24 protein-coding genes are annotated in these 25,386 nt (G+C 71.7%); 7 read left to right on the top strand and 17 right to left on the bottom strand.

The features are described from left to right. Window positions 1–6: 6 nt before the first annotated feature. On the top strand, window positions 7–822 hold the full coding sequence (locus CEB94_RS23070) for a helix-turn-helix domain-containing protein (protein WP_175434024.1): 816 nt from the start codon (window positions 7–9) through the stop codon (window positions 820–822). Window positions 823–834: 12 nt separating this feature from the next. Here CEB94_RS23070 and CEB94_RS23065 read toward each other — a convergent pair whose 3' ends face one another. Continuing rightward, window positions 835–1,335 (bottom strand): DinB family protein, encoded by a 501-nt coding sequence (locus CEB94_RS23065; protein ID WP_175434023.1) that lies wholly within the window; start codon window positions 1,333–1,335, stop codon window positions 835–837. Window positions 1,336–1,432: 97 nt separating this feature from the next. Between CEB94_RS23065 and CEB94_RS23060 the strand changes: the two genes are divergently transcribed. Next, window positions 1,433–2,230, top strand: coding sequence for a DUF4253 domain-containing protein (locus CEB94_RS23060; protein ID WP_175434022.1), 798 nt, complete (start codon window positions 1,433–1,435; stop codon window positions 2,228–2,230). Here the strand turns inward: CEB94_RS23060 and CEB94_RS23055 are convergent. The 3 genes from CEB94_RS23055 to CEB94_RS23045 all read right to left on the bottom strand — a co-directional run bounded on the left by CEB94_RS23055 (window position 2,196) and on the right by CEB94_RS23045 (window position 6,004). After that, window positions 2,196–3,428, bottom strand: coding sequence for an aminotransferase-like domain-containing protein (locus CEB94_RS23055; protein ID WP_175434021.1), 1,233 nt, complete (start codon window positions 3,426–3,428; stop codon window positions 2,196–2,198). The genes CEB94_RS23060 and CEB94_RS23055 overlap by 35 nt on opposite strands. A gap of 126 nt (window positions 3,429–3,554) precedes the next feature. Continuing rightward, window positions 3,555–4,457 carry an SAM-dependent methyltransferase gene (locus tag CEB94_RS23050; protein WP_175434020.1) on the bottom strand — a complete coding sequence of 301 codons (903 nt, stop codon included), beginning with the start codon at window positions 4,455–4,457 and terminating at the stop codon, window positions 3,555–3,557. A gap of 155 nt (window positions 4,458–4,612) precedes the next feature. Beyond that, a complete protein-coding gene (locus CEB94_RS23045) occupies window positions 4,613–6,004 on the bottom strand; it encodes a helix-turn-helix domain-containing protein (RefSeq protein ID WP_175434019.1) in 1,392 nt (463 codons plus the stop codon). A gap of 228 nt (window positions 6,005–6,232) precedes the next feature. Here CEB94_RS23045 and CEB94_RS23040 point away from each other — a divergent pair, with 228 nt between their 5' ends. Further along, on the top strand, window positions 6,233–6,922 hold the full coding sequence (locus CEB94_RS23040; protein ID WP_175434018.1) for a DUF4232 domain-containing protein: 690 nt from the start codon (window positions 6,233–6,235) through the stop codon (window positions 6,920–6,922). Here the strand turns inward: CEB94_RS23040 and hemB are convergent. Continuing rightward, entirely contained in the window at window positions 6,916–7,914 is a 999-nt protein-coding gene (gene hemB, locus CEB94_RS23035) for a porphobilinogen synthase (protein ID WP_175434017.1), read from the bottom strand. The genes CEB94_RS23040 and hemB overlap by 7 nt on opposite strands. Window positions 7,915–8,125: 211 nt before the next feature. On the opposite strand from hemB, the gene CEB94_RS23030 reads away from it, so the two are divergent. Then, the gene (locus tag CEB94_RS23030) at window positions 8,126–9,514 is read left to right on the top strand and encodes an FAD-binding oxidoreductase (protein ID WP_175434016.1); all 1,389 of its coding nucleotides are present in this window, start codon (window positions 8,126–8,128) and stop codon (window positions 9,512–9,514) included. 33 nt (window positions 9,515–9,547) lie between these two features. Here CEB94_RS23030 and CEB94_RS23025 read toward each other — a convergent pair whose 3' ends face one another. The 5 genes from CEB94_RS23025 to CEB94_RS23005 form a co-directional block, all read right to left on the bottom strand. Then, window positions 9,548–11,254, bottom strand: coding sequence for a bifunctional uroporphyrinogen-III C-methyltransferase/uroporphyrinogen-III synthase (locus CEB94_RS23025; RefSeq protein ID WP_175434015.1), 1,707 nt, complete (start codon window positions 11,252–11,254; stop codon window positions 9,548–9,550). Then, window positions 11,251–12,210, bottom strand: coding sequence for a hydroxymethylbilane synthase (gene hemC / locus CEB94_RS23020; RefSeq protein WP_175434014.1), 960 nt, complete (start codon window positions 12,208–12,210; stop codon window positions 11,251–11,253). The genes CEB94_RS23025 and hemC overlap by 4 nt, the downstream gene beginning before the upstream one ends. After that, window positions 12,207–13,976 (bottom strand): glutamyl-tRNA reductase, encoded by a 1,770-nt coding sequence (locus CEB94_RS23015; protein ID WP_175434013.1) that lies wholly within the window; start codon window positions 13,974–13,976, stop codon window positions 12,207–12,209. The genes hemC and CEB94_RS23015 overlap by 4 nt, the downstream gene beginning before the upstream one ends. Continuing rightward, window positions 13,973–14,734 (bottom strand): redox-sensing transcriptional repressor Rex, encoded by a 762-nt coding sequence (locus CEB94_RS23010; protein WP_175434012.1) that lies wholly within the window; start codon window positions 14,732–14,734, stop codon window positions 13,973–13,975. Before CEB94_RS23010 ends, CEB94_RS23015 begins: the two co-directional genes overlap by 4 nt. A 312-nt stretch (window positions 14,735–15,046) precedes the next feature. After that, on the bottom strand, window positions 15,047–15,316 hold the full coding sequence (locus CEB94_RS23005; RefSeq protein ID WP_031140870.1) for a glutaredoxin family protein: 270 nt from the start codon (window positions 15,314–15,316) through the stop codon (window positions 15,047–15,049). 172 nt (window positions 15,317–15,488) lie between these two features. Between CEB94_RS23005 and CEB94_RS23000 the strand changes: the two genes are divergently transcribed. From CEB94_RS23000 to CEB94_RS22990, 3 genes are all read left to right on the top strand, one after another. Continuing rightward, a complete protein-coding gene (locus CEB94_RS23000; RefSeq protein WP_175434011.1) occupies window positions 15,489–16,406 on the top strand; it encodes an HAD family hydrolase in 918 nt (305 codons plus the stop codon). 351 nt (window positions 16,407–16,757) lie between these two features. After that, the gene (locus CEB94_RS22995) at window positions 16,758–17,528 is read left to right on the top strand and encodes an ECF subfamily RNA polymerase sigma factor, BldN family (RefSeq protein WP_030840376.1); all 771 of its coding nucleotides are present in this window, start codon (window positions 16,758–16,760) and stop codon (window positions 17,526–17,528) included. Window positions 17,529–17,764: 236 nt separating this feature from the next. After that, on the top strand, window positions 17,765–19,009 hold the full coding sequence (locus CEB94_RS22990) for a DUF5667 domain-containing protein (RefSeq protein WP_175434010.1): 1,245 nt from the start codon (window positions 17,765–17,767) through the stop codon (window positions 19,007–19,009). A 203-nt stretch (window positions 19,010–19,212) separates the two neighbouring features. Here the strand turns inward: CEB94_RS22990 and CEB94_RS22985 are convergent, their stop codons facing one another. The 7 genes from CEB94_RS22985 to CEB94_RS22955 all read right to left on the bottom strand — a co-directional run bounded on the left by CEB94_RS22985 (window position 19,213) and on the right by CEB94_RS22955 (window position 25,384). After that, window positions 19,213–20,268: a lysophospholipid acyltransferase family protein gene (locus tag CEB94_RS22985; protein WP_175434009.1), complete on the bottom strand. Its 1,056-nt coding sequence runs from the start codon at window positions 20,266–20,268 to the stop codon at window positions 19,213–19,215. A gap of 14 nt (window positions 20,269–20,282) precedes the next feature. Next, entirely contained in the window at window positions 20,283–21,344 is a 1,062-nt protein-coding gene (locus CEB94_RS22980; protein ID WP_175434008.1) for an NAD-dependent epimerase/dehydratase family protein, read from the bottom strand. A gap of 201 nt (window positions 21,345–21,545) precedes the next feature. Beyond that, a complete protein-coding gene (locus CEB94_RS22975) occupies window positions 21,546–21,644 on the bottom strand; it encodes a 30S ribosomal protein bS22 (RefSeq protein WP_003948845.1) in 99 nt (32 codons plus the stop codon). 154 nt (window positions 21,645–21,798) lie between these two features. Then, complete coding sequence (locus CEB94_RS22970; protein WP_004984898.1) at window positions 21,799–22,011, bottom strand: helix-turn-helix domain-containing protein; 213 nt, start codon at window positions 22,009–22,011, stop codon at window positions 21,799–21,801. 129 nt (window positions 22,012–22,140) lie between these two features. Continuing rightward, window positions 22,141–22,956 carry a phosphatase gene (locus CEB94_RS22965; protein WP_175434007.1) on the bottom strand — a complete coding sequence of 272 codons (816 nt, stop codon included), beginning with the start codon at window positions 22,954–22,956 and terminating at the stop codon, window positions 22,141–22,143. Between the two features lie 84 nt (window positions 22,957–23,040). Next, entirely contained in the window at window positions 23,041–24,213 is a 1,173-nt protein-coding gene (locus tag CEB94_RS22960; RefSeq protein WP_175434006.1) for an acetoin utilization protein AcuC, read from the bottom strand. After that, window positions 24,164–25,384, bottom strand: a complete 1,221-nt coding sequence (locus tag CEB94_RS22955) for an MFS transporter (RefSeq protein WP_175434005.1) — start codon at window positions 25,382–25,384, stop codon at window positions 24,164–24,166. The genes CEB94_RS22960 and CEB94_RS22955 overlap by 50 nt, the downstream gene beginning before the upstream one ends. Between the last annotated feature and the right edge of the window lie 2 nt (window positions 25,385–25,386).

Raw genomic sequence — 25,386 nt, 5'->3', positions numbered from 1 at the left:
GCGGGAATGACGCGCACCCCGTCCGGCGGGCTGCCACCGGAACGGGCCCGGCTCGTCTGCGCGTTACGGGGGTTGCGGACCGGCAGCGGCCTGAGCCTGGCGGCCCTCGCGGCGAAGACCCCCTTCAGCAAATCGTCCTGGGAGCGCTACCTCAACGGCAAGGCACTCCCACCGAGCCAGGCGGTGCGGGAGCTGTGCCGCCTGGCGGGCGAGCCGGAGGGCCGCTGTCTCGCGCTGTGGGAGCTGGCGGAATCGGAGTGGAGCGGCCGTGGGGCGCCGCCGCGCGCGGACCCGCCCGCGACCACGGAGGCCGAGGCCGGTCGGGCCGGTGGGGGCAGGGGGGCGGTCCTGGCGGTCATCGCCTCGGTCTGCGCCCTGGCGGCCGGCGGCCTGTCGGTGGCCCTGGTCCTGCTGGCCGGCCAGTCCACCGACTCGCGCCCCGCCCCACCGTCTTCCGCCGTGCCGTCGCCGCGCTGCCGTGGAGCCGCCTGTGAGGGCAGGAGCCCGATGCAGATGAAGTGCGGCACGGACCCGCGCACCCTCGCCTCGCACCGCACGGCCGGCGGAGCCCACCTCGAACTGCGCTACAGCGCCAAGTGCGGGGCGGGCTGGGCGAGGATGTGGAGCACCCGGATCGGTGACCGCCTGGAGCTGAACGCGGCCGACGGCGGCCGTCCGCACACCGCGAGGATCACGGACGGCGTCGCCGCGCAGTCCTACGTCTACACCCCCATGACCGAGGCGAGCCCCGGCGCGACGATCCGGGCCTGCTTCCGCCCCGTGCGGGGAGAGGGCCGCGAGTGCTTCGACGCCGGCGTGTGACGCCGCGCCGGGTCAGCGCTGGGCGGTGGTACTCGCGCCGTCCAGGGCCTCCCGGATGATGTCCGCGTGCCCGGCGTGCTGGGCGGTCTCCCTGATCAGATGCAGCAGGATCCGGCGCACGGACCAGTACTCGGGCTCCGGCGGCGACCAGGGCGTCCTCGGCAGCGGCACGCTGACGTCCAGGTCCACCAGCGCGGCCACTGCCTCTTCGGTGGCCCGAGCGGCCCGTGCGTAACGCTTCAGCAGCGCGGGGAGCGTGTCGCCCTCGGCCATGCGGTACTGCCCCATGTCGAGCATGCCGTCGGGCAGTTCACCGTCGCCCTTGGTCATGACGTGCGTCCACGCCTCTTCTCCCCGGGCCAGGTGCTTCACGATTCCGCCGAGGGTCAGCTCACTCACGGTCGTACAGCGCGTGGCCTGCGCGTCGGTGAGTCCACGCACGGTGATCAGCAGCAACGCGCGCTGCTCCGCGAACGCCGCCAGCAGGTCCGTCTTCTCCGAGGAAGTGGTCATGTCCGCACCGTAGGGAGCCAATAGGCCAGCCGCTGTCCGCTGTGGAGGACCGCCGGGGCCGTTCGGCTTGTCAGTGGCCGGCTTTACAGTCACCACCATGGCGACTCTTCCCAACCCGCTGCCGAGGCTGGCGGCAGACCCGAGCGGCCGCTCGCTCGGTCTTCAACTCCCCGCCGGGGCTCTCGTCGACAGCACCGACGAGGGCCCCTGGCACGAGCCGTTGCTGTGGTGCGCGGACGGGCGGGCCCTCCCGGGCGGCTGGGCGGCGCTGGGGCCGGCCCGCCGGGCGGGACTCCTGCCGGTCGTCCTGGAGACGGGCGACGGCCACGGCGGCCCGGACCGCTGGGAGTTGATGCCCGGCGAGGTGTCCTACCCCGGGGACCACGACGCCGAAGAGGTCCTGGCGGAGTACTGGGAGGAGCACGCCGCGCGGGGGGAGGCATGGCCCGGCCCGGCCGAGCCCCTCCCCGAGGACCGGGACCAGGACCGGGACCCGGACTCCGTGGCCGTCGGCGTCGTGGACGCCCTGCTCGACGACGGCGGCCCGTTCAAGGACCCCCGCCTCGCCCTCGTCCCGGCCCGCCGCAGCGCGGACATCCCGACGGCGATCGGCTGGACGGGCCCGGCGCACCACGAGGACGACACGGCCCGCCTCAGCGCGGTGCTCCGCTCCTGGGAGGACCGCTTCGGCATACGTCTCCTCGCCCTCGGCTTCGACCACCTGCTGCTGTCCGTGGCGACCCCGCCCACCACCCCGTCCGCCGCGCAAGCGGTCGCCGCCGAGCACTTCGCGTTCTGCCCGGACACCATCCACCAGAGCCCGGACCCGGCCCTCCGGGCCTACGCCGAGCACCAGGTCCTCAACCAGCGGACGTGGCACTTCCAGTGGGACTGAGCCCCTCCCCCAGCCTGCGCAGCCCCTCCTCGATCTCGGACGGGGTCTGCGTCACGAAGCACAGCCGCAGGGTCGTCCGGTCGGGCGTGCCCGCGTAGAAGGGGGCGCCGGGGACGTAGGCCACGTTCTGCCGGACCACCTGCGGCAGCAGGGCCGTCGTGTCGTACGGCTCCGGCAGGCGCGCCCAGAGGAACATGCCGCCCTCGGGCCGGTTCCAGACCGACCCCGCCGGCAGCGCCCCGGCGAGCCCGGAGAGCATCGCGTCGCGGCGTTCGCGGTACACGCCGGCGACGCGGGCGACATGGGCGTCGAGGTCGTTGTCGGCGAGGTAGCGGGCCGCGGCGAGCTGGTTGACGGTCGGGGTGTGCAGGTCGGCGGCCTGCTTGGCGACGGCACAGGCGCGCCGCAGTTCTCCGGGCGCCCGCAGCCAGCCCAGCCGCAGCCCGGGCGCCATGACCTTGGAGAAGCTGCCGAGCAGCACCGTCCGGTCCTCGGCGCCCGGGTGGGCGGCGATCCACGGCAGGCGCTCACCGTCGTAGCGCAGCTCGCCGTAGGGGTCGTCCTCGACGATCCACAATCCGCGCCGGGCGGCGACGGCGGCCACGGCGGCGCGCCGCTCGGCGGGCAGTGTCCGGCCGGTGGGGTTCTGGAAGGTGGGCACGGTGTAGAGGAGCTTGGGCCGCTCGCGCGTGACGAGTTCCTCCAGTGCCCCGGGATCGACGCCGTGCTCGTCGCCGGGCACGGCCACGATCCGCGCCCCGGCGAAGCCGAAGGCCTGAAGTGCCGCCAGATAGCAGGGGTTCTCGACGAGGACGGTGTCACCGGGTTCGAGGAGCGCGGTGGCCAGGAGGGAGAGGGCCTGCTGGCTGCCGGTGGTGACGAGCAGGTCGTCGCGCCCGGTCGGCAGGCCGCGGACGGTGGTGCGGGCGGCGAGCGCGTCCCGCAGCGCGGGCTCGCCCTCGGTCGTGGAGTACTGCAGCGCCCGCGCGGGCGCCTCGGCGAGCACCGCCTCGTACGCGGCGGCGATGCCCTTGGCGTCGAACAGCTCCGGTGCCGGGAGCCCGCCCGCGAAGTTGACCACCTCGGGGCGGGCGGTGACGGCGAGGATGTCCCGTACGGGAGAGCCGCCGACGGCCCGCGCCCGCGCGGCGAGCGGTGGCACCGGAGAGTGGGTGGGCAGGGGCTCGGCGACGGTCATGACACGGCTCCTTCGGCTGCGGTGCGCCTGGTGCCCCGCAGCCTAAAGAAGTACGTGCCGCCTACAAGCAGGTTTCCGGGATCCGGACGCCGGGCGCGCACGGGCGCGGAGTCCGGAACCCGCGGTTCATCCCTTGGTGCCGATCGCCGCGTACACGTTGATGTCCGCGTCCGTGACGTCGTTGATGTCGCGGTACCGCACCTTCTCGATCTCCTCCAGTCCGGCGAGGAAGGACTCCTCCGGCTGTTCGGGGACGGGGGCGGCGTGGTCGGGCCGCCAGCGGTGCGCGGGGACGACCCCCGGGTCGGCGATCTCCAGCCCGTTCTCGGTGAAGAACCGCTCGACGTCGGCCCGGGAGCGCAGCACGAAGGTGAACCCGCGCTCGGTGTACGTCCGCTGGACCGCGCGGATGTTCTCGGGGTTGAGGTCCTCGGTGAGGTGGCTCAGCACCAGCCGGCTGCCGTCGGGCAGCTCGTCGAGCAGCCCGCTCACCAGCGGATACGCCTCCTCGTCCGCGACGAAGTGCAGGATCGCGACCAGGCAGAGCGCGACCGGCCGGTCGAGGTCCAGGGTCTTGGCGGCCTGTTCGAGGATGCGGGCCGGGTCCCGCAGGTCGGCGTCGATGTAGTCCGTACGCCCCTCGGGGCCGCTGGTCAGCAGGGCGCGTGCGTGCGCGAGCACCACGGGGTCGTTGTCGACGTACACGACCCGCGACTCGGGCGTGATGCGCTGCGCGATCTGGTGCACGTTCTCGGCGGTGGGCAGCCCGGTCCCGATGTCGAGGAACTGCCGGATGCCGTCCTGCTCCACGAGCGTGGTCACCGCGCGCCGGAGGAAGTCGCGGTTGTGCCGTACGTCGAGGTACCCGCGCGGGTTGGCGGCCAGCGCGGCGGCGGCCGCGTCCCGGTCGGCGGGGTAGTGGTCCTTGCCGCCGAGGAAGACGTCGTAGACCCGGGCGGGGTGCGCCTTGCTGCTGTCGATCCTCCTCTGCAACTCGGCGGGATCCTGCCTGAGGGCGTCACCGGACATCGACGTCTCCCTGAAAAGTGGGTAGTTCAATCAACAACCACTACGACGGTCAACAACCTAACGGTTCAACGGATTTGATGGTGCCCGCGCAGAACGACCATCGCGCGACGACGCCCCTCAGGCACCCCAACGGTCCTGGGGAACCAGATCCGGAACTAGTTCGTGGTCCCCTCCTCGACCCACTTCTCGCCGCCCAGCGGGAACTCGTACGCCGGACGCCCGTTGTTGCCGCTCGTACGAAAGGGCCTGCCCTGGTCGTTCACGGTCAGCGTGCCCGTCCGGTCACCACTGGACCAGGTCAGCTCCAGGTACCAGCTGACGTCGTACGCGGAGGCGTCGGCCCGGATGTAATACACCTCCGGGTCGGACTCACTCACCTTGAACGGGAAGCCGGCGTGCCCCGCCTCGGGCACGACACCGGGGCGCGCGGCGTCGAGGGCGACCGTGAAGAACCGGGTCGGCACGCCACCGCCGCAGCCGACGCCCGGATACCCCATGGCGTAGTCGTTCCAGGCGAGCGGCGCGCGCTTGCCGGCCATACGGACCGTCAGTCCCTTGACGACCACGGTCTCCTTGCCCGTCCCCTGCACGGTGAGCTTCAGGAGCTGCTCCCCCGACGACACGGCCCCCATCGCCGCCACCCAGCCCGGCGCGTCCTGTTCCACCGGCGGCGGCCTCACCCGCCCCGGCGGCAGATTCACCAGATAACGCTGGGAACAGGGGCTCTCCCAGGCGTGCGGCTCCGTGTCCACCGTGAGGGGAGCGGCGTCGGAGGCGGTTTCACGCCCGGGGCGGTCGCCGCCGGTGCCGTTGCCCTTGCCGTTGCCGTTGCCGTTGCCGTTGCCGGGGGAGGCTGGGGTGGGGGATGCGGAGGCAGCCCCATCGGCCTTGCCCTTGTCCTTCCCCTTGTTCTTGTCTCCGCTGCCCGCGGAGGACGAACTGGCCGAGGGCGACACGGAAGCCGCCGGGTCCTCCCCCTCCTGCCCGCCGCCACCGCCGGAGACCGCCGCCGCCCCGCGCCGCCCCTCGCCGTCCGTCCCGCCCAGCGGAACGGCCACGGCGAGACCGACCCCACCGAGAACCACGGCCGCGGCGACTGCGGCGAGCAGCGCCCGCCGAGGGCGCCGACCCCCGCGCTCCTGCGGCACAGGAACGTCGGCATGCTCGGCTCCGGCCTCCGACGAGAGAACGCCGGCCCCTGGAGAGGCCACCTCCGGAGCGGCCACCTCCGGAGCGGTCACTCCCGGAGCGGCCACCTCCGGAGAGCCACCCCCCGTACCACCACTCCCCTTACGCACCCGCCCGGCATCCGCCAGCACCCACCGCCGGTGCAGCTCGACGAGCTCCGCGGGCGACGCCTTGCACAGCCGGGCGAGCCTCTCCACCGGCGCGTAGTCGGTCGGCACGGCATCCCCGTTGCAGTACCGGTGCAGCGTCGACGTACTCATGTGGAGCCGCTTGGCGAGCACCCCGTAGCTCAGCCCCGAGCGCTCCTTCAACTCCCCCAACAGCGCGGCGAAATCAGCCGCGGCCGTGCCTTCCGACACCGTTCCTCCATGCCCCGTGTCCCGTTCCCCCGTTCCAGGGAAGGACTGTTCTCCCTGGTCATGGCATGTGCCGGCGTTCCAACGTCCCTGATCGTCCGCCTGGTCTGGCGGCCGGGACGGATCACCGCACAAGCTCTGGTCATCCAAGCACGCCGCTCCCGTCCCACCGGCAGCGCGACCCACCTGGGCCTGCTTCCCAACCGCCTTTGTCCGAAAGGAAACGCAGTCATGCGCAAGTACCACTCCCTCCCCGTCGTCCTCCTGGCCGCCCTCGCCCTCACCGCGTGCCAGGACGGCACGGGCACGAAGGACGAGGGCGCGGCTCAGCCCGAGCGGGCCTCGGCGACGGTCACGGCGACGCAGTCGACCGACGGCGGGAACAGCGAGAAGAGCACGAGCGGCGCGACGGGCACGCAGGAAACGGGCAGCGGCCCGACGGGTGTGCAGGCGACGAGGGGCAACAAGAAGGCCGGGAAGGGCACCTCGGTGACCCGCGTCTCCTGCAACGGCTCCAACACCACCATCACGGCCCAGCCGGTCCGCCGCCCCGTCAACCACATGCTGATCACGGTGAAGAACACCGGCTCGAAGACCTGCGACCTCACCTACTACCCCGTGCTGCGCTTCGATGAGATGCAGTGGGTCCCGCAGCCGATCAAGGAGTCCAAGCCGCAGGCGGTGACGACCCTGGCCCCCGGCGAGTCCGGCTACGCGGGCGTCTCCCTGTCGGCGGCCGACGGCAGCGGCGAATGGGGCACCACCGGCCACAAGCTCACGGTCGGCTTCCAGGGCCGCACGCCGAACAGCGACGGCGGCCCCTCGGCGATCCCGGCCCTGCCGGCCAAGGGCGTGTATTACGACAGCACCCTGACGGTCACCTACTGGCTGCGCGACATGGACGCCGCGCTGACCTACTGATCCTTGAGCTTCTGGGCCACTTCGGTGGCCCAGTAGGTGAGGATGCTGCGCGCGCCGGCCCGCCGGATGCCGGTCAGCGTCTCCAGGATCGCCCGGTCCCGGTCGATCCAGCCCTTCTCGGCGGCGGCCTCGATCATCGAGTACTCGCCGGAGATCTGATAGGCGGCGACGGGCACGTCCACGGCGTCCGCGACCCGGGCGAGGATGTCCAGGTAGGGCCCGGCCGGCTTGACCATCACCATGTCGGCGCCCTCCTCCAGGTCGAGGGCGAGCTCGCGCAGCGACTCGCGGACGTTCGCGGGATCCTGCTGGTAGGTCTTCCGGTCCCCCTGCAGGGACGAGGCGACGGCCTCCCGGAAGGGCCCGTAGAACGCGGATGCGTACTTGACGGTGTAGGCGAGGATGGCGACATCCTCCCGCCCGATCTGATCGAGGGCGTCGCGGATGACCCCGACCTGCCCGTCCATCATCCCGCTGGGCCCGACGACATGGGCGCCGGCGTCGGCCTGCACCTGGGCCATCTCGGCGTACCGCTCCAGGGTCGCGTCGTTGTCGACCCGTCCCTCGGCGTCCAGCACCCCGCAGTGCCCGTGATCGATGGTCTCGTCGAGGCACACATCGGACATGACGAGCAGATCGTCGCCGACCTCGGCCCGCACATCCCGGATGGCGACCTGGAGAATCCCGTCCGGGTCGGTCCCCGGCGTCCCCAGCGCGTCCTTCTTCGACTCCTCCGGCACACCGAACAGCATGATCCCGGAGATCCCCGCCGCGACCGCCTCCGCTGCGGCCTTCCGCAGACTGTCCCGGGTGTGCTGCACGACTCCCGGCATGGCGGTGATCGGCACGGGCTCGCTGATGCCCTCCCGCACGAAGGCCGGAAGGATGAGATCGGCGGGGTGCAACCGGGTCTCGGCAACCATCCGACGCATCACGGGGTTGGTCCGCAACCGCCGCGGCCGAGTACCGGGAAATGATCCGTACGTCGTCATGCCCTCTACGCTACGCCCGCCCGAAAAGCCCCGATGCCGACGCGATGTCGGTGCGCTCAGGGCACGAGCCCCCGCCGGTGCCGCCCGCCCAGCCCCACAATGCGCCCCCACGCGCCCAGGTCCATCCTGAAATCAACAACAAGGACATGGACCCCGACGGCCCACCCCCCGCCGCCGCCGTCCCTCCGTACCCGCCCCCACGGAGGACGCGATGACCGCCCCTCACCACACGCCCGACCTCTTCGCCCTCTCGGAGATCAACGGCCCCGTCGTACGCCCCGGCGAACGCGCCTACGCCGACGAAGTCACCGGCTTCAACCTGGCCGCGCTGCACACCCCGGACGTGGCCATTGGAGCAACCGGCCCCGACGACATCGTCACCGCCATGCGCTGGGCCGGCGCCACCCGCACCCCCGTCGCCGTCCAGGCCACCGGCCACGGCGCGAACTTCCCGATCGACCAGGGCCTGCTGATCAACACGTCCCGCATGACGGACGTACAGGTGGACCCCACCACCCGCACGGCCACCATCGCCGCCGGCGCGAAGTGGAGCCACGTCATGGCCGCGGCCGCCCCCCACGGCCTGGCAGGCCTCTGCGGCACCTCCACCGACGCGGGCGTCATCGGCTACACCCTCGGCGGCGGACTCCCGGTCCTCGGCCGTGCCTACGGCTACGCCGCCGACCTGGTCCGCTCCTTCCAGGTCGTCACCCCGGACGGGCACCTGCGCGAGTCGGACCCCCGGCACGAGCCGGAACTGTTCTGGGCCCTGCGCGGCGGCAAGGGCAACGTGGGCATCGTCACCTCGCTCGTCACCGAACTGCTGCCCCTGCCCCGGCTCTACGGCGGCGGCATCCACTGCCACGCCGAACACACGGAGACCCTGTTCCGGACCTGGACGGACTGGACCCGCACCGTCCCGGACGAGATGTGCAGCATGTTCTCGGTCCTGCGCCTGCCACCCATCCCGCAGATCCCGGAGCCCCTGCGCGGCGGCTTCTGGGCCCGGGTCGCGATCGCCTGGCCGGGCGACCCGGCCGAGGGCGAGGCCCTGATCGCCCCGCTGCGCGAGGCCGCCCCCGTGGCCGTCGACACGGTCGAGGAGATGGACCACGCGGCCGTGGACCGCATCCACATGGAACCCCAGGACCCGCTCCCGGCACGGGAGTGCTGCATGCTCCTGCGCGACCTGACCCCGGACGCCGTCGGCACGTTCCTGGAGCAGGTCGGCCCCGGGGCCGGCGTCGACCACCCTCTGCTGATCGCCTCACTGCGCCACATGGGCGGCGCACTGTCCCGACCGTCCGCCGTCGAGGACGCCGTCTGCTCCCGCGACGCCCGCTACTTCATGGAGTCGGTCGGGATCATGCCCGCCCCACCCGTGGCCGAGGCCGTCGAACAGGCGACACGCCGCCTCTACACCGCCATGGCCCCGTACGGCACGGGCCGCACCATGGTCAACATCCACGGCACCCCGGGCGACGAACAGGACCGCGCCCGCGCCTGGACCCCGGAGGTCTACGAACGCCTACGCCACGACAAGGCCGTCTACGACCCGTCGAACCTCCTGCGCTACGGCCACGCGGTGACTCCCGCGTAGCCGCAGCGGCAGAACCCGATGCGATGACGTCGATTACGTCGTAGAGCGCCTGCGCCGAGCCCCCGGCCGCCGCTCGCTCGGCCGCGTCACCGGGTCCCCGGCCTCCACAGCCGCCGCCCGGCGCTTCGCGCCGAAGTCGGCCAGGGCCTCCGCCAGCTTGAGCACGGACGGTTCCGGAGCCATGACGTCCACCCGGAGTCCGTGCTCCTCGGCGGTCTTGGCCGTGGCCGGGCCGATACAGGCGATCACGGTGACGTTGTGCGGCTTGCCGGCGATGCCGACCAGGTTGCGCACGGTGGAGGACGAGGTGAAGAGAACGGCGTCGAAGCCACCGCCCTTGATCGCCTCGCGGGTCTCCGCCGGCGGCGGCGAGGCCCGCACGGTCCGGTAGGCCGTGACGTCGTCGACCTCCCAGCCGAGCTCGATCAGCCCGGCCACCAGCGTCTCCGTGGCGATGTCGGCACGCGGCAGGAACACTCTGTCGATCGGGTCGAAGACCGGGTCGTAGGGCGGCCAGTCCTCCAGCAGACCGGCGGCCGACTGCTCACCGCTCGGCACCAGGTCCGGCTTCACGCCGAACGCGATCAGCGCCTTGGCCGTCTGCTCGCCGACGGCCGCGACCTTGATGCCCGCGAAGGCACGCGCGTCGAGCCCGTACTCCTCGAACTTCTCCCGCACGGCCTTGACCGCGTTCACCGAGGTGAAGGCGATCCACTCGTAGCGGCCCGTCACCAGGCCCTTGACCGCGCGCTCCATCTGCTGGGGCGTGCGCGGCGGCTCGACGGCGATGGTCGGCACCTCGTACGGCACGGCCCCGTACGACCGCAGCTGGTCGGAGAGCGACACCGCCTGCTCCTTCGTACGCGGAACGAGCACCTTCCAGCCGAACAGCGGCTTGGACTCGAACCACGCGAGCTGGTCGCGCTGGGCGGCGGAGGAACGCTCCCCGACCACGGCTATCACCGGCCGGCCGCCGTCGGGCGAGGGCAGCACCTTGGCCTGCTTCAGCGTCTGCGCGATCGTGCCGAGCGTGGCGGTCCAGGTGCGCTGCCGGGTGGTCGTACCGGCGACGGTGACCGTCATCGGGGTGTCCGGCTTGCGCCCGGCGGAGACGAGTTCGCCGGCCGCCGCGGCGACGGAGTCCAGCGTCGTGGAGACGACGACCGTGCCGTCCGACGCCCCGACCTCCGTCCAGCACCGGTCCGACGCCGTGCGCGCGTCCACGAACCGCACGTCCGCGCCCTGCGCGTCGCGCAGCGGCACACCGGCGTAGGCGGGCACGCCGACGGCGCTCGCGATGCCGGGGACGACCTCGAAGGGCACCCCGGCGGCGGCGCACGCCAGCATCTCCTCGGCGGCGTACGTGTCGAGGCCCGGGTCCCCGGACACCGCACGCACGACCCGCCTGCCGCCCCGCGCGGCCTCCATGACAAGATGTGCGGCATCCCGCACCACGGGGACGGCTGCGGAGGTTGACGTGCCGTCAACTACCGTCAGCTGGGGCGCTCCTGTGCCCGGCGCCGGGTCCTGGGAAGGATCCGGGTCCGTGTGCACTTCGGAGACGCCCTGCCTGGCGTGCTGACGTACGACGTCGAGCACCTCGTGCTCGGCGACGAGGACGTCCGCGTGCGCCAGCGCCTCCACGGCGCGCAGAGTCAGCAGTCCCGGATCTCCGGGTCCGGCACCCAGGAAGGTGACGTGCCCGTGTTCAGGACCGGCGGAAAGGGTGGTGGGGCTCACTGCGCTCGCTCCCCCATCAGACCGGCCGCGCCCTGGGCGAGCATCTCGGCCGCGAGTTCGCGACCGAGCGCCATTGCCCCGTCGTGCGTCTCGGGCACGGGACCGGTGGTGGACAGCTGCACCATGCGCGAGCCGTCGGGCGTACCGACGACGCCGCGCAGGCGCATTTCCTTGACAATCTGCCCGTCGGCCAGCAAGTCGGCCAGCGCGCCCACAGGGGCGCTGCAACCGGCTTCCAGGGCGGCGAGCAGTGATCGCTCGGCCGTTACGGCGAGCCGCGTGAACGGGTCGTCGAGTTCGGCGAGCACGGCGATGAGGTCCGCGTTGACCGCGGCACACTCGATCGCCAGGGCCCCCTGGCCGGGGGCGGGCAAAACCGTGTCGACCGACAGGAAGTCGGTCACTTCGTCACTCCGGCCGATCCGGTTCAGTCCGGCAGCGGCCAGCACGACGGCGTCGAGCTCACCGCTGCGCACGAACCCGATGCGGGTGTCGACGTTGCCGCGGATCGGGACCGTCGCTATGTCCAGGCCGTGGCTGCGGGCGTACCCGTTGAGCTGCGCCATGCGGCGCGGCGAACCCGTACCGATGCGGGCCCCGGAAGGCAGGTCGGTGAACTTCAGCGCGTCCCGGGCGACGATCACGTCGCGCGGGTCCTCGCGCACCGGCACGGCGGCCACGACCAGTTCGTCGGGCTGCGTGGTCGGCAGGTCCTTCAGCGAGTGCACCGCGAAGTCGACCTCGCCCCTGAGGAGCGCGTCGCGCAGGGCGGTCACGAACACGCCGGTGCCGCCGATCTGGGTGAGCGCCTCACGCGAGACATCGCCGTGCGTGGTGATCTCGACGAGCTCGACGGGCCGCCCGGTCACCTGGCTCACGGCTTCCGCCACCTGCCCGGACTGGGCCATGGCGAGCCTGCTGCGCCGGGTACCGAGCCGTAGCGCCTTGTCGTTCATGCCGGCCCTCGGTCTTTCTCGGTGGTGCTGTCCTCGGCCCGGGAGACGGCGGCCACCGTCTCGGGGTCGAGGTCGAACAGGGTCCGCAGCGCGTCCGCGTACCCGGCGCCGCCGGGTTCGGCCGCGAGTTGCTTGACCCGCACGGTCGGCGCGTGGAGCAGTTTGTCGACCACGCGCCGCACGGTCTGGGTGATCTCCGCTCGGTGTTTGTCGTCGAGGCCGGGCAGCCGCCCGTCCAGACGGGCGATCTCGCCGGCCACGACATCGGCGGCCATGGTGCGCAGGGCGACCACGGTCGGTGTGATGTGCGCGGCCCGCAGTGCTGCCCCGAAGGCCGCGACCTCGTCGGAGACGATACGCCGGACCTGGTCCACATCGGCAGCCATCGGAGCGCCCGCGGAGGCCTCGGCCAGCGACTCGATGTCCACCAGCCGCACCCCGGACAGCCGGTGCGCGGCCGCGTCGATGTCGCGCGGCATCGCCAGGTCCAGCAGGAAGAGCACGGGCTCGGGCCGCTGCGGCTCCTGGACCGGCTCGGGCCGGCGCCGCTCGGGGATCCGCCCCACGGTGGCGGCGGTCGCGGCGAGCGCGGCGATGGCGTCGGTGTCCGCGGCGGGGTCGAGCGTGCCGGCCGTTCCCGGCCGGGTCGAAGATCCCGCCGCACGCTGGGCGCCGCCCACCGTGCCCTTGTCGACCCACGCCGCGTGCTGCTCCAGCTCGGCGGCGGCCATTCCGGCCACGGCGGCGTCGCCCAGCACGGAGAATCCGGCGGTGCCCTGCACCGCGGACAGGTCCAGCGGACAGCCGTCCTCGCTGCCGAGGCCGGTGCCCGACGGGCCACCGAGCCGCCCCGCGGCCGCGGGGCCGGACCCGCCGCCCGGCGCGCCCGGTCCGTCCTTGCCGGGCACGGCCGGCGGCGCGGGCGTACGGCCCTCGATCGCCTGGGCGACCGACTCGGCCGTCAGGACCAGGCCCGTCGCGCCGGTGCACGAGACGGTGACATCGGCACGTGTCAGTTCGGCCGGCACCGACTCCATCGGTACCGCGCGGGCCAGCACGTCCGTGTCGTCGCCCTCGCCGAGGATCTGGGCGAGGCGCTCGGCACGGTCGAGGGTGCGGTTGGCGACGACGATCTCGGCGACCCCGGCCCGCGCGAGCGTGGCCGCGGCCAGGGAGGACATCGACCCGGCCCCGATGACCAGGGCCTTCTTGCCCCGGGCCCATTGCTGTACGTCGCCGCCGCGGGCCAGTTGCTCCAGGCCGAAGGTGACCAGGGACTGGCCGGCGCGGTCGATGCCGGTCTCGGAGTGGGCACGCTTGCCCACCCTGAGGGCCTGCTGGAACAGGTCGTTCAGGAGGCGGCCCGCGGAGTGCACGTCCTGGGCCCGGGCCAGGGAGTCCTTGATCTGGCCGAGGATCTGCCCCTCGCCGACGACCATGGAGTCCAGCCCGCAGGCCACCGAGAACAGGTGGTGGACGGCCCGGTCCTCGTAGTGCACGTAGAGATAGGGAGTGAGCTCCTCCAGGCCGACCCCGCTGTGCTGGGCGAGCAGCGTGGACAGCTCGGCGACACCGGCGTGGAACTTGTCCACGTCGGCGTAGAGCTCGATGCGGTTGCAGGTGGCGAGCACCGCGGCCTCGGCGGCCGGTTCGGCGGCGACCGTGTCCTGGAGCAGCTTGACCTGCGCGTCCGCGTTCAGCGAGGCCCGCTCCAGCACGCTGACCGGGGCGCTGCGGTGGCTGAGTCCGACGACGAGGAGGCTCATGCCGGCATCACGGCGGGCATGTCCCCGTCAGGCCCCTGGTCGGCGGACTCGCTACGGGCGGGGGCAGCCGGGACGCCCCCGTCGGAGGCGGCCCCCTCGCCGGCCTTGCGCTGCTCGTGGAAGGCGAGGATCTGCAGCTCGATGGAGAGGTCGACCTTGCGCACGTCGACGCCTTCGGGGACGGACAGCACGGTCGGCGCGAAGTTCAGGATGGAGGTGACACCGGCGGCCACGAGCCGGTCGCAGACCGCCTGGGCGGCACCGGCGGGAGTGGCGATGACACCGATGGACACGCCGTTGTCCTGGATGATCTTCTCCAGGTCGTCGGAGTGCTGCACCGGGATCCCGGCGACGGGCTTGCCGGCCATGGCCGGGTCGGCGTCGATCAGCGCGGCGACCCGGAAACCGCGGGAGGCGAAACCGCCGTAGTTGGCGAGGGCGGCGCCGAGGTTGCCGATACCGACGATCACGACCGGCCAGTCCTGGGTGAGCCCCAGTTCGCGGGAGATCTGGTACACGAGATACTCGACGTCGTAGCCGACGCCCCTGGTCCCGTACGACCCGAGGTAGGAGAAGTCCTTGCGCAGCTTCGCGGAGTTGACCCCCGCCGCGGCCGCGAGCTCCTCGGAGGAGACCGTGGGAACCGAGCGCTCCGACAACGCGGTCAGAGCGCGGAGGTACAGCGGAAGCCGGGCGACGGTGGCCTCGGGAATCCCTCGGCTGCGGGTCGCCGGTCGGTGAGTTCGGCCAGTTGCCACGGTGCTCCTGCGGGTAGAGCGGGGCTGTAGGCGGTCATACGTCCCTACATGACCGCCCCGTCGAATGCAGGCTATGTCTTTGTGAACGCGTGCACAAAGATGGTGTCCGTTTTGCCCGCCCAACGTGACCGGGCTCACGCGCCCCCGGCGCACGCCCAGGGAACCGGCGCACAGGCACCACCGTTCCTTGCCTTCTGGGGGCACAACGCACACTCTCCTCAGTGAATCCCGCCCCCGAGACCAAGTCACCGTCGATCCTAAGCGACCCGGCGGGCACTTTGGACTGATCGGTCAGTCGCTCACCGGGCGGGATCAGTCGGTCAGCGCCTTGCGCAGGCGGTCCTCGTTCACGCGCCAGAACGTGTGCTGCACGCCGTCCACCAGCACGACCGGGATCTGCTCCCAGTACTGGTCGTGCAGTTCCCGGTCCTCGGTGATGTCCTTCTGCTCCCAGGGGACTCCGAGATCACCGCACACCTTCTCCACAACCACCTGTGCGTCATCACACAGATGACAGCCGGGCTTGCGGATCAGGGTGACGAGCCGGTCCTGAGGGGGCCTGCGACGGAAGAGGGGACTCATGTCGGCCATTGTCGCGCGCCCGAGGGCAAGGGGAACCCTCGCGAAAGCGCCAGGGGACGCGCCGGCCCGCGTCCGCCTCGGGCGGCATCTTTGACGACACGCTTGCCGAGAGTTCACAGGGTCCCGACGTCTCGACTCCGGAACCCCCGAACAAACTGGCTATGCTCACGCCATGGCCGCTCTCGGATGGCTCACTCCCCGTAGGCGCTCCGCCACGGCGAGGAGCGTTTTGGCAGGCGAGGCCTCGGCGGAGGCTGCCCGCAAGTCCTCACAGGAGGCCGCCGGCACGACCGAGGAACCGCAGTTCCCGGTCCACGGCGACGACCAGGCCGCCGCCTTCTTCGACCTGGACAACACCGTCATGCAGGGCGCCGCCCTCTTCCACTTCGGACGGGGCCTGTACAAGCGGAAGTTCTTCGAGACGCGCGAGCTCGCGAAGTTCGCCTGGCAGCAGGCGTGGTTCCGCCTCGCCGGGGTCGAGGACCCCGAACACATGCAGGAGGCCCGCGACTCGGCCCTGTCGATCGTCCAGGGCCACCGCGTCGCCGAACTGCAGTCGATCGGCGAGGAGATCTACGACGAGTACATGGCCGAGCGCATCTGGCCCGGTACCCGCGCCCTCGCCCAGGCCCATCTGGACGCGGGCCAGAAGGTGTGGCTGGTCACGGCCGCTCCCGTCGAGATCGCCACGGTCATCGCCCGCCGCCTCGGCCTGACCGGCGCCCTCGGCACGGTCGCCGAGTCCGTCGGCGGCGTCTACACCGGCAAGCTCGTCGGCGAACCGCTGCACGGCCCCGCGAAGGCCGAGGCGGTCCGCGCCCTGGCCGCCGCCGAGGGCCTGGACCTCGGCCGCTGCGCCGCCTACAGCGACTCGCACAACGACATCCCGATGCTCTCGCTGGTCGGCCACCCCTACGCCATCAACCCGGACTCCAAGCTGCGCAAGCACGCCCGCGAGCTGGACTGGCGCCTGCGTGACTACCGCACCGGCCGCAAGGCGGCCAAGGTCGGCATCCCGGCGGCGGCCGGAGTGGGCGCGGTGGCGGGCGGCACGGCAGCGGCCATCGCCCTGCACCGCCGACGCCGCTGACCTCACCTGATCAATCCGGGACACCTTCGCTTACGGGATGACGAACCCCGTAAATCCAACTGGCGTACCCCCACAACCTCGTATCCAGTCCTCTTGGCTGGACACGGCCACAACACGCCCCGGACCCAGCCGGAATCCGAAGCTTTCTGATCAACAACCGTGCATACTCTGGCACTTGATAGGGCGTCAATCGGTTTCGGAAGCGACGTAATCGATGATTTGAGCAACTCGGTGTAGCAGTGCCTGCACGAAGCGTTATTCTCCTCAGACGCAATCCGGTACCCCACCGTCGCTACGACGGGTGAAAGGTCCCGCACTGCACGTGATGGAAGCTCTGCCTCTGGGAGTCCCGTGTACCCACACGTCGGGGTTGACGCCTCGGGCCTGGCTACGCTGCGCGCAACGGTCCAAGACCTGTTGCGCGGCTTCGTCCCCACCGCGTACGCCGTCCCCGCATTCGCCACCGCCGCGCCCGTCGGCCCGTGCTACGCACTGGCCGACGGCAGCGCTGCGGTCGGCAGACGAGGCCGCCCGTCCGGGGCGGCCACCGCCCGCCGACCGGCGGCGGACAGCGACAGCGCCCGGATGATGGACCTCGTGGAGCGCGCCCAGGCCGGCGAGTCCGACGCCTTCGGACGCCTCTACGATCAGTACAGCGACACCGTCTACCGGTACATCTACTACCGCGTCGGAGGAAAGGCCACAGCCGAGGACCTCACCAGCGAGACCTTTCTGCGTGCCCTGCGCCGCATCGGCACCTTCACCTGGCAGGGCCGCGACTTCGGCGCCTGGCTCGTGACCATCGCCCGCAACCTCGTCGCGGACCACTTCAAGTCCAGCCGCTTCCGCCTCGAGGTCACCACCGGCGAGATGCTCGACGCCAACGAGGTCGAGCGCTCCCCCGAGGACTCCGTCCTGGAGTCCCTCTCCAACGCCGCCCTGCTCGACGCCGTACGGCGGCTCAACCCCCAGCAGCAGGAGTGCGTGACGCTCCGCTTCCTCCAGGGCCTCTCCGTCGCCGAGACCGCCCGGGTGATGGGCAAGAACGAGGGCGCCATCAAGACCCTTCAGTACCGGGCCGTCCGCACCCTCGCCCGGCTCCTCCCGGAAGACGCCCGCTGACCGCCCCGCACGCTCGGCGACACCCAACTCACTGCCCGTGACAGTCCGTTGACTTCGGCATCCGATCATCCGGCGTCCGTAACCCAAGTGCCGCGCCACTCGTTGTGCGGGATGCAGGCTCCCTGTGGTCACCCCCTGGCCGACTCCGATCACTCGATCGTGTGGTCGTGGTCAGGGTGTGCAACCCTCAGGACCCCCTGGGGAGTCGACCGTCATGACGAGAGGAGGTGCCGCCAGTGATCGCGAACGTATCGGCGCACCGGCGGGCGAACGCCTTCGCCCAGGCCCTGGAGGAGCAGTCCGAGCAGGGCACGGCGGCCGAGCAGCCCGAAGGATCGGCACCGGCCCCGGCAGTCGCGGAACCGAGCGAACAGGCCCGCCATCTGGCGCTCGCCTCGGGTCTCGGCGCGCTGCCCAAGCCGGAGCTCGACCCGGAGGTCAAGGTCGTCCAGCGGGCCCAGCTGGTGGCCGCGTTCGAGGCCATGCTGCAGGAGGGCACCGTGGGCGGCGGGGCGACGGACCGTGCGGTCCCCGAGCAGCGTTCCCGGGTCCGCGGCGCGCACCGCGCGAGTTCGCTGAAGAAGTTCCGGCCGCGTTCCCGGCTCGCCAAGGGCCTCACCGCGGGCGGACTCAGTGTCGGGGTGGCCGCGAGCGCCTTCGGCGGAGTCTCCGCCGCCAGCTCGGAGGCCCTGCCCGGCGACTCGCTCTACGGCCTCAAACGCGGCATCGAGGACGTCAAGCTCGGCCTCGCCGACGGGGCGGACGAGCGCGGCCGGGTCTACCTCGACCACGCCTCCACCCGGCTCAGCGAAGCCCGCCGCCTGATGGAGCGCGGCCGCAGCGGCCCCCTGGACCACGAGTCCCTCGGCGAGATCCGCCGCGCCCTGTCCGGCATGCGGCACGACGCGTCCGAGGGCCATCGGTTGCTGAGCGAGGCGTACGAGCGCGACCCGGACTCACTCGGCCCCATCCAGGCCCTGTCCGCGTTCTCCCGCTCCCACCGCGAGGCCTGGGGCGAACTGCGCGAGCGACTGCCCGTCCAGCTCGGGGACGTGAGCGAGGAGGTGTCGTCGGTGTTCGACGCCATAGAGGAGGATGTCGCCCCGCTGCGGTCCCTGCTGCCCGAGCCCCCGGCCACCAGCGGCGGCGACGGCAAGCGGCGGGGGACCACCGAGTCGGCTCCCAGCGGCTCCTCCGGCACCGACCGCTCGACCCGCCCCAGCGACGGGGGCGGCAGGCACAGCGACGACGGCAGCACCGGCAGCGGCAGCCCCAGCCGCTCGGCCGGCTCCGGCAGCGACGGCCTGCTCGGCGGCAACACCGGCGGCTTGCTCGACCCGCCGAAGGACAAGAACAGCGAGGCGAGCACCTCGCCATCGACGGAGGGCAACGCGCCGGTCCCCGAGCCGGACGTGACGCTCCCGCCGCTCCTGCCTGGGCTGCTGCCCGAGCTGGGCATCGACAGCGAGGACGCGGACTAGACGGCGACAGTGGGGGCGCCCCTCGGACAAGGGGCGCCCCCATCGTCGTACGCGGGCAGGCCTGGAAGAACACCGACCGCCGCCGCACCAGCAGCTTGGCCCCTCGTGTCTGCTGCCCTCGCACTGCTCCGCAGGCTTCGGACAGCTGCGCCGGACTCCGTCCGGCGGCTCCGAGCGACCGGCGGGTGTTACGGACGTCGGCGTCAGAAGAACACCGACCGCCGCTGTACCAGCAGCTTGTACAGGGTGTGCTGGATCTGCTCTCTGACCTGGTCGGTCAGGTTGAACATCAGCATCGGGTCCTCGGCCGCCTCCGGCGGATAACCGTCCGTGGGGATCGGCTCGCCGAACTGGATCGTCCACTTGGTCGGCAGCGGAATCGCCCCGAGCGGACCGAGCCACGGGAACGTGGGCGTGATCGGAAAGTACGGGAAGCCCAGCAGCCGCGCCACCGTCTTGGCGTTGCCGATCATCGGGTAGATCTCCTCCGCCCCGACGATCGAGCAGGGCACGATCGGCGTCCCCGTGCGCAGAGCCGTCGAGACGAAACCGCCGCGGCCGAAGCGCTGCAGCTTGTAGCGGTCCGCGAAGGGCTTGCCGAGGCCCTTGAAGCCCTCCGGCATCACCCCGACCAGCTCACCCTGCTGCAGCAGCCGTGACGCGTCCTCGGCGCACGCCAGGGTGTGACCGAGCTTGCGGGCCAGCTCGTTGACCACCGGCAGCATGAACACCAGGTCCGCGGCGAGCAGGCGCAGATGCCGGCCCGCCGGGTGGTTGTCGTGCACGGCGACCTGCATCATCAGGCCGTCCATCGGCAGCGTGCCGGAGTGGTTGGCGACGATCAGGGCGCCGCCCTCGGACGGGATGTTCTCGATGCCCTTCACCTCGACCCGGAAGTACGTGTCGTACAGCGGGCGCAGCAGGGACATCAGGACCTGGTCGGTGAGCTCCTCGTCGTAGCCGAAGTCGTCGACCTCGTAGTCCCCGGTGAGGCGGCGGCGCAGGAAGGCCAGGCCGCCCGCGATCCGCCGTTCCAGCCCGCCCTCGCCGTCCCGGGAAGGCTCCGGCAGCGGCTCCTCAGAAGTCACAGGAACATCATCCTGCGTAGCAGCCCTGGTGGGCAGGGGCTGCACCTCACGGACCGGCACCGACTCCGTGCCCGGGCGGCGGTTCCCGGCGCTCCGGCGCCGCTGGGGACGCTGCGCGGCGCTCCCCCGGGACCGGTCGTCGTCGAACGGAATGACCTTGGCGTCCGCCATCGTTGATGCGCTCCTCAGTTGGCGCTCTGCGTCGGGGAGTGTCCGCCGCCCGCGAGGGGCAGGCCGGCGATCCTGTCGATGGCCCCCGCAAGGGCCTGCGGCGGAAGAAGTCCGGGACCCTGGCTGCGGGCGAAGTCCGCGAACGTCTCCGCGGTCGTGTACTTGGGCTGGAATCCCAGCGTCTCGCGCATCTGGCCCGTGGCCACCACCCGGCCGTGGGTGAGCAGCCGGATCTGCTCGGGCGAGAAGTCCGTCATCCCCAGCGTACGCACCAGCGAGCCCGCCCAGGTGACGGCCGGGAGCAGCAGGGGCACGGTGGGGCGCCCCAGGCGCCGCGAGCACTGGGAGAGCAGCAGCACGCCGTCGCCGGCGATGTTGAAGGTGCCGCTGTTGAGCGTCCCCCGCCGGGGTTCGTGCGAGCCGATCCGCAGCACCTCGATCACGTCGTCCTCGTGCGCGAACTGCAGCCGCGGGTCGTAGCCGAACACGGTCGGCAGGACCGGCAGCGCGAAGTACGAGGCGAGCGGCGTGTCCGCGGTCGGGCCCAGGATGTTGGCGAACCGCAGCACGCACACGGCGACATCGGGCCGACGGCGCGCGAAGCCGCGGACATAGCCCTCGACCTCGACGGTGTCCTTGGCGAAGCCGCCGCTGGGCAGGGACTTGGGCGGGGTCGTCTCGGTGAACACGGCCGGGTCACGGGGCGCGGAGCCGTAGACGTTGGTGCTGGACTTCACGACCAGCCGCCGCACGGACGGGGATTTCTGGCAGGCACCGAGCAGCTGCATGGTGCCGATGACGTTGGTCTCCTTCAGGGAGGTCCGGTTGCCGCTGCCCAGCGGCGTGCCCGTCACGTCCAGGTGGACGATCGTGTCGGCGCCCGTCTCGGCGAGCACCCGCGCGATTCCGGGCTGCCGGATGTCGGCCTGGACGAAGTCCGCACCGCCCAGATGGTGCTCGGGCGGCACCGCGTCCACGGCGACGACCCGGTCCACCTCGGGGTCCCGCTGGATCCGCCTGACGAACCGGCCCCCCAGCTGGCGGGCCACTCCGGTCACGAGCACGACCTTGCCCAAGATCAGCGCCTTCCTTCCAGAACCTCTTGCCCCCGCCGCGTTCCCCCGTGGGGCCAACTTAGCGGGTTGTCGTTGCGCTGTGATGACCGCCCGAAGCGTGAAGTGACCGAAGCCGGCCGGACGCGGAGCGGATACGCGTGTGGCCCCCCACCAGTGGGTGGGGGGCCACAGCAACGCTCTCGCGGCGTCCGCGTCGCGAACTTACTTCTTGTTGCGACGCTGAACACGCGTGCGCTTGAGCAGCTTGCGGTGCTTCTTCTTCGCCATCCGCTTGCGCCGCTTCTTGATAACAGAGCCCACGACTACCCTCGCTCACTTCTCATCACTCGGTGTTTGGGCGCCATGGGCCCATACGACCTACGAGGGGCTAGCCTACCCGTCCGAGCGCTGAGGTCGTAATCGAGGAGGCCGGGGAGATCCGAAGTGCCCTGTGAGGATCGCCCCGACCCTGCCGTCAGGCGGTTTCCACCCCCACGTAACTCTCGCGGAGGTACTCGTGAACCGCTTGCTCCGGGACGCGGAAGGACCGCCCCACACGGATCGCGGGCAGATGACCGCTGTGCACCAACCGGTACACGGTCATCTTCGACACTCGCATCACCGAGGCGACTTCCGCCACGGTAAGGAACTGAACCTCGTTCAGAGGCCTCTCGCCAGCTGCAGCCATGACACACCTGAACCTTCCGCACTCGACGGTCACCGGCTTCCCCTTCCGGTGACTCTTCGTCGCTGCGTGCTCACTCCCCAATGTAGGGGCCAGTGATGCGAGTGGGGAAGAGGTGCACCCATCAACGGCCTACTGTGACAGACACGCCCGATTGAGTACGTAGCGGGTAAGCGGCAGGTAGTAATCAGACCGCACGCCGTCATCAAGTGGAACGACCACGGACACGGAACCCTCGGCCTCCCCCACGAACAGCGCCGGGTCGTTCGTGTCGGCCGGCCCGATGGCCTCGAACCCCAGCTGACCTGCTCCGCAGACCCATCCGTGGTCCCCGATCACCAGCTCGGGAAGGGGCCCTCCGGCCTCCGCGCAAGCGGCCAGCACGGTACGAACCGGGAGAGGCGAGTGCGTATGTGCGCCGGGCTCACAACCGGGGCGTTCCGTGCCGGGGGTCCGCACCAGCGCGACTCCTCGTACGTACTCGAGGTTGTACGTACGTAGGCCGAACCGGGTCGTTATGTCGATACGACGACCCTGCGCGGGGGTGAGGACGGCACATCCCGCCGCCGACAGCGCGTCTGCCAGAGCGCCGTAGAAACCGAGCAGCCGGTGCGGATGCCCGGTGCCGAGGAGCACGGGAGCACGGCGCCCGGCGGCGTCGGCGAGGCGTTCCGCGAAGGCGTCCAGCGCCGCCAGGGTCCGCTCCGGATCGATCACGTCCTGGCCGGAAACCTGTCGGGAATCGGCCGAAACACCACACCGGTCCGCCATCAGCTCGATCAACTCCCGCTGCCTCCAGGCACCTTCGGGATCGATACCGAGCAGCACCCGGGGGTCCCGGGCGGCGAAGAGCCGGTAACTGCGCAGGCTGACCTCACGAGAGGTCGCGACGGTCCCGGCGAGCCGCGCGCCCACCAGGTGCGCACGGAGGGCTTCGGTGGTCAGCACATGCAGATCGTGCGTGATCGGCACCGCGCCTGTCCCGGGAACCGGCGAACACCGCACAGTCGGCCTACGCCCGAGGGCACGCCCTCACGCCAGCAGGCCCCGCAGCGGAAACACCGCCCGCCGGGCCGCCAGTACCGCCTGGTCCAGCCGGTCCGCCGGGTCGTAGCCCTCCTCCCAGCCGCTCCAGGCGACGGGCCAGCGCCCGTCCGTCATCCGCGCCGGGGCCAACTGCCGCGTCCTCGCGAACACTTCCTGCCGCCAGCCGTCGGGGATCATCGCCTCGGGCTCCACGGCCCGGCCGGCCGCGATCGCCACCAGATGCGTCCACGAGCGCGGCACGACGTCGACCACCGCGTAGCCGCCCCCGCCCAGGGCCACCCACCGCCCGTCGGCGTACTCGTGCGCCAGGTCGTGACAGGCCACCTGCACGGCCCGCTGTGCGTCCAGCGACACCGCCAGATGCGCCAGCGGATCCTCGAAGTGCGTGTCGGCCCCGTGCTGCGTCACCAGTACCTGCGGCCGGAAGTCCGCGATCAGCTCCGGCACCACCGCGTGGAACGCCCGCAACCACCCGGCGTCCCCGGTCCCGGCCGGCAGCGCCACGTTCACCGCGGAGCCCTCCGCGGAGTCCGCCCCGGTCTCCTCCGGCCACCCGGTCTGCGGGAACAGTGTCCGGGGATGCTCGTGCAGGGAGATCGTCAGCACCCGCGGGTCCTCCCAGAACGCCGCCTGCACCCCGTCCCCGTGATGCACGTCGACGTCGATGTACGCGACCCGCTCCGCCCCGAGCTCCAGCAGCCGCGCGATGGCGAGCGAGGCGTCGTTGTAGATGCAGAACCCGGACGCACCGCCCGGCATCGCGTGGTGCAGCCCGCCCGCGAAGTTCACCGCGTGCAGCGCCTCACCGCGCCACACCGCCTCCGCCGCCCCGACCGACTGCCCGGCGATCAGCGACGACACCTCGTGCATCCCGGCGAACGCCGGATCGTCCATCGTCCCCAGCCCGTACGACTGGTCCGCCGCCGCCGGATCCACCGACGCGGCCTTCACCGCCCCGATGTAGTCCTCCCGGTGGACGAGCCGCAGCGTCGACTCCCCGGCCGGCTTCGCGGCGACCACGTCCACCTCACGGTCCAGCCCGAACGCCTCGACCAGTTTCCGGGTCAGGGCGAGCCGGACCGGGTCCATCGGATGCCCCGGACCGAAGTCATAGCCCGTTACTGCCTCGTCCCACATCAGCTGTGCGCGGCCGCTCATGCCCGCCACCGTATCGGTCCGGTTGAGCCGCGAACGACCGGGCGTACACCAGCGTCACCAGCACCAACACCATCGGCACGAGCATGGCCCCGCGATAGCTCCACACGTCCCCGAGCGCCCCGACCAACGGCGAACCGATCAAAAACCCCACATAGTTGAAGACGTTCAGCCGCGCGACGGCCGCATCCGAAGCCCCCGGGAAGAGCCTGCCGGCCGCGGCGAAGGTCTGCGGCACCAGCACACACAACCCCAGCCCCAGCAGCGTGAACCCCAGCATCCCCACCCATGCCCCGGGCGCCGCGGCCACCACCGCGAACCCGCCCGCCGCCACCAGCGCCCCGCCACGCACCACGGCGACCGCCCCGAACCGCCGCACCCCGAGGTCCCCGAGCGCCCGCCCCAGCAGCGTGGTGACCATGTACACGTTGTACGGCACCGTCGCCATCTGCTCCGAGGATCCGAGCACGTCCTGCAGGTACTTGGCGCTCCAGTTGGAAACCGTCGAGTCCCCGATGTACGCGACCGTCATCACCAGGCACAACGGCAGCAGCCACTTGAAGACGACGGCCTGGCCCTCCCCCGCCGTCTCCTCCGCCTCGGCCGCCGCACCGCCCCGATCGTCGGCATACCACCGGCTCCCCACCAGCACTGCCGGCAGCAGCACCAGCACGACCGGCAGATACGAGACCCACAACGCCAGATGCCAGTGCGCACCCACCCACGCCAGCGACGCCCCGACGATCCCACCCAGGCTGTAGGCCGCGTGGAAGCTGAGCATGATGCTGCGCCCGTACGACCGTTGCAGGCTCACCCCGAGCATGTTCATCGACGCGTCCAGCACACCGACGGCGAGCCCGAACGCCGCCAGCGCGACCGCGAGCTCCACCATCCGCTCCCCGGCCCCGACCCCGAGCAGCGCCAGCAGCACCACGGGCTGGGACCACCGCAGCAGCCGGCTCGGCCGCACCCGCTTCACCAGCCGCTCGATGGTCACGCTGCCGACCCCGGCGAGGATCGGCACGGCGGCCAGAAACGCGGGCAGCAGCGCGTCGGAGACCCCGTAGCGGTCCTGGATGGCGGGAATCCTCGTCACGAGCAGAGCGAAGGCGACACCCTGCACCAGGAAGCCGAACGCCAGCGAGGCCCTGCCGCGCCGCAGCACATCAGTCATGG

Origin of the sequence: Streptomyces hawaiiensis, assembly GCF_004803895.1 — a bacterium.
Classification (GTDB): domain Bacteria; phylum Actinomycetota; class Actinomycetes; order Streptomycetales; family Streptomycetaceae; genus Streptomyces; species Streptomyces hawaiiensis.
Note: the sequence above shows the minus strand (reverse complement) of the source record. Positions and strands in the feature narration are given on the sequence as shown.